Here is a 2,731-nt window from a genome sequence, read left to right as displayed (position 1 = left end):
GTTCCGAAGCCTTTTGTGCTTTGCTCAGTGCAAGACTAAAACAGCTGGTTGCAGCAGCATATTTGCCGTTGACTAGGTGAGCAGGGCTTAGTAGCCGCCGCGACCACCGCCACCGCCGCCGTAGCCACCGCCGCCAGAACGATCTCCACCGCCATAGCCGCCGCCGCCCGAACGGCCACCGCCGCCACCATAGCCGCCGCCAGAGCGATCGCCACCGCCATAGCCGCCGCCGCCAGAACGATCACCACCACCGCCGCCGCCGAAGCCGCCGGTGCGTGGAGGACGTGCCTCCATCGGACGGGCTTCGTTCACGGTAATACTGCGCCCGCCCAGAGGCTGGCCGTTCATGCCGTTAATGGCCGCTTGCGCTTGAGCGTCGTTCGCCATCTCGACAAATCCAAAGCCTTTGGAGCGACCCGTGTCGCGCTCCATCATGACTTTGGCGCTGGTGACCGCGCCGAATTGACCAAACGATTGCTGCAAGTCTTCGTCACGCACCGTGTAAGGCAGGTTACCGACGTATAGTTTGTTGCCCATGAAGGGGATTCCTCGAAAAACACAAAAACAAAAGCGATGGGGGGGTTCCGAAAGCAAAACACACACGAAAAGAAGCGCCTTCGCCTGCGAAACTGACCCATCACCTGACGCTGTGCGAATGCTTTGGCACCCGTACCCTTGAAATTATGCGCCAGCCCAGCTCTAGGCCATCGCCTTCCTGGCGCGCAATACGCGTGTTCAGCGGTAGAAAGGCACAGTCCAGCCAGAATCACCGACCATCGAGTGGCAGATGTTCTTTCTGCTGGCGGCGCTGGTGGTGGCTGTGACGCATCAAGTCTGCCGCAGCAAGCTTGCAGTGCAAGCCGGGCAAGATTTCAGGCCCTAGCGGACTGCCCTGCTGGTATCTGGCTGGCGGCCATCAAGGCACTGGTGTTATCGCTGGAGCTGGGCTTTTAGGCGATGAGATACCAACCCCAGTGCTGCCGTACAATAGAGACCTATTGCAGATGCTTTGTGCTGGGAAGTACGAGCATCACAAGCACAACAGCGCTCAAGCCTTTGAGGGCCAGGTCGCTTTCGAAATTTCCGCGCGGTGGAGCAGCCTGGTAGCTCGTTGGGCTCATAACCCAAAGGTCGTAAGTTCAAATCTTGCCCGCGCAACCAAGACAAAAGCCTCAGCGCATCCACATGTGCCGAGGCTTTTTGTTTGGCCGGCAGCTCACCTGACCTGCAACGCAATTCAGACTGTTTTGCCAAGTGGTGCGCACCTTCACCGCTTTCACTTGGACCTGCTATTGAGTGAGTGCTCTGTATCAAGCCAGGTTGACGCCAGGCATGCGTTGCAGAAGCAGCCCGATTCAAGCCGTCTGTGATGCCTGTGGTCCAACCCTGACCTACGCTGGCGTGTCCTGGCGGATGAGAAAATCGTCCCGGGTCTTGCCGCCCGCCAGCAACTCGTTGAGCCACTTTGGCACGGTTCCGCGGCCGGTCCACGTCTGGCCTTCGGGTCCGCGGTATTTCGCGGGCGACGGCGCGGCCGCCTTTTTGCTCTTGGGCGCGCTCGCAGCAGGCTTGGCCTGCAGCGCCTTGGGCCTGGCAGCCTTGGCCGCCGGACGGCTCAACTCTTCGGCCGTGATGCCGTAGGCGGCCATCTGTTCGCGCAGTTCGGCCAGGACGGCGGGCCGGTTCTTCTTTTGCAGTTCGGTGGCCTGCTTTTCCATGTCGGCAATTTGCTGGCGGAGCTTGACGAGTTCATTCATGTTGAGTTCTTCTAAAGTTTTAGCAGCGCCTATCCTACTGCGCCTGGGGAGCGCGCGCCTTCGTTGTTCAGTTTCCTCGAGGGCTTTGACGCATCGGAGAACACTCGCCAAAGTTCAATGATGCTGATTGCCGTGATGCCGCTTCCCCTGGACTCCGTTGGGACGCAAGGACTCGTCTATGTCGGAACGGTGCAGGAAAGCGAGACAGCTCGCTACCAGACCATCCTCGAGACAGGTGTGAGAAAGCTGGCCGATGCCGGCCTTCGCGTGCGCGGCGAGGTGCTCATTGGGCATGCGGTGCGTGAGATTGCCGACTGTGCCCATCGGATTGGGGCCGACCTGATCGTTGTGGGTCACCAGCATTTGAGTAGGTGGACGGCTCGCTGGTGGCGTAGTTCGGTCTCCAAGGCCTTGATCGAGCAGGCGCCCTGCAGCGTGCTGGTGGTGATCACGCAGTGAAAGGGCCCGGCATTGGAAGCTTGGCGCCCAGGGATTCAAGCCGCATGGGTTCAGGATACGTGGCACCTGCCAGGTCACCGCACCCTTGGAAAAAACGGGTATGGGCTGGCTTGGAGAAGGCGGATTTTCGCGAGTCGGGCCGATGGCTGGCCAGTGCGGGCTGCTTTCAGCGTCGCGGCTGAAAGCAGCCGGTACGGCCAGCGCTGCCGGTTCAGCCCATGCTAACTTCGATGCAGTGCGGCCGGGCTTGCTGGGCCTTGGGAATGCGCAGGTGGAGCACGCCATTGGCGAGCTTGGCCTCGACAATCTGCGCGCTAAAAGCAGCCACTCATGCAATTTGCAGCATTACTGGCTCATCTTGCGCTGCTGGCGACTGCATCAGCGGGGCTAGAGTGCTTTCGAAGTCACGGATGTCGTCAAGGGCCTGGCGCAAGGTCACCCCGGGTGTCAGAATTGTTGTCGCATCCAATTCTTCGATGGCTAACTGCCCGGCAGCTTCATTTCATGACCAGAAC

The 2,731-nt window shown here is 60.1% G+C and carries 3 protein-coding genes and 1 tRNA gene; 2 read left to right on the top strand and 2 right to left on the bottom strand.

What is annotated here, in order from left to right; translation table 11 throughout:
* Positions 1–87 precede the first annotated feature (87 nt).
* Positions 88–537: an RNA recognition motif domain-containing protein gene (locus tag ACP7AD_RS18470; RefSeq protein WP_426149208.1), complete on the bottom strand. Its 450-nt coding sequence runs from the start codon at positions 535–537 to the stop codon at positions 88–90.
* A 547-nt stretch (positions 538–1,084) separates the two neighbouring features.
* Here ACP7AD_RS18470 and ACP7AD_RS18465 point away from each other — a divergent pair.
* Positions 1,085–1,161 (top strand) — tRNA-Met (locus tag ACP7AD_RS18465).
* Between the two features lie 230 nt (positions 1,162–1,391).
* Here ACP7AD_RS18465 and ACP7AD_RS18460 read toward each other — a convergent pair.
* Positions 1,392–1,757 (bottom strand): H-NS family nucleoid-associated regulatory protein, encoded by a 366-nt coding sequence (locus ACP7AD_RS18460; protein ID WP_426149205.1) that lies wholly within the window; start codon positions 1,755–1,757, stop codon positions 1,392–1,394.
* 117 nt (positions 1,758–1,874) lie between these two features.
* On the opposite strand from ACP7AD_RS18460, the gene ACP7AD_RS18455 reads away from it, so the two are divergent.
* Positions 1,875–2,216 (top strand): universal stress protein, encoded by a 342-nt coding sequence (locus ACP7AD_RS18455; protein ID WP_426149204.1) that lies wholly within the window; start codon positions 1,875–1,877, stop codon positions 2,214–2,216.
* Positions 2,217–2,731 lie beyond the last annotated feature (515 nt).

It is taken from the genome of Polaromonas sp. DSP2-3-2b2 (assembly GCF_049895905.1).
Taxonomy (GTDB): Bacteria; Pseudomonadota; Gammaproteobacteria; order Burkholderiales; family Burkholderiaceae_C; genus Polaromonas.
Note: the sequence above shows the minus strand (reverse complement) of the source record. Positions and strands in the feature narration are given on the sequence as shown.

Excerpts from the sequence above, each read along its gene's own strand:
- ACP7AD_RS18470 (WP_426149208.1), bottom strand. The coding sequence starts at position 537 with ATGGGCAACAAACTATACGTCGGTAACCTGCCTTACACGGTGCGTGAC.
- ACP7AD_RS18460 (WP_426149205.1), bottom strand. The coding sequence starts at position 1,757 with ATGAATGAACTCGTCAAGCTCCGCCAGCAAATTGCCGACATGGAAAAG.
- ACP7AD_RS18455 (WP_426149204.1), top strand. The coding sequence starts at position 1,875 with ATGATGCTGATTGCCGTGATGCCGCTTCCCCTGGACTCCGTTGGGACG.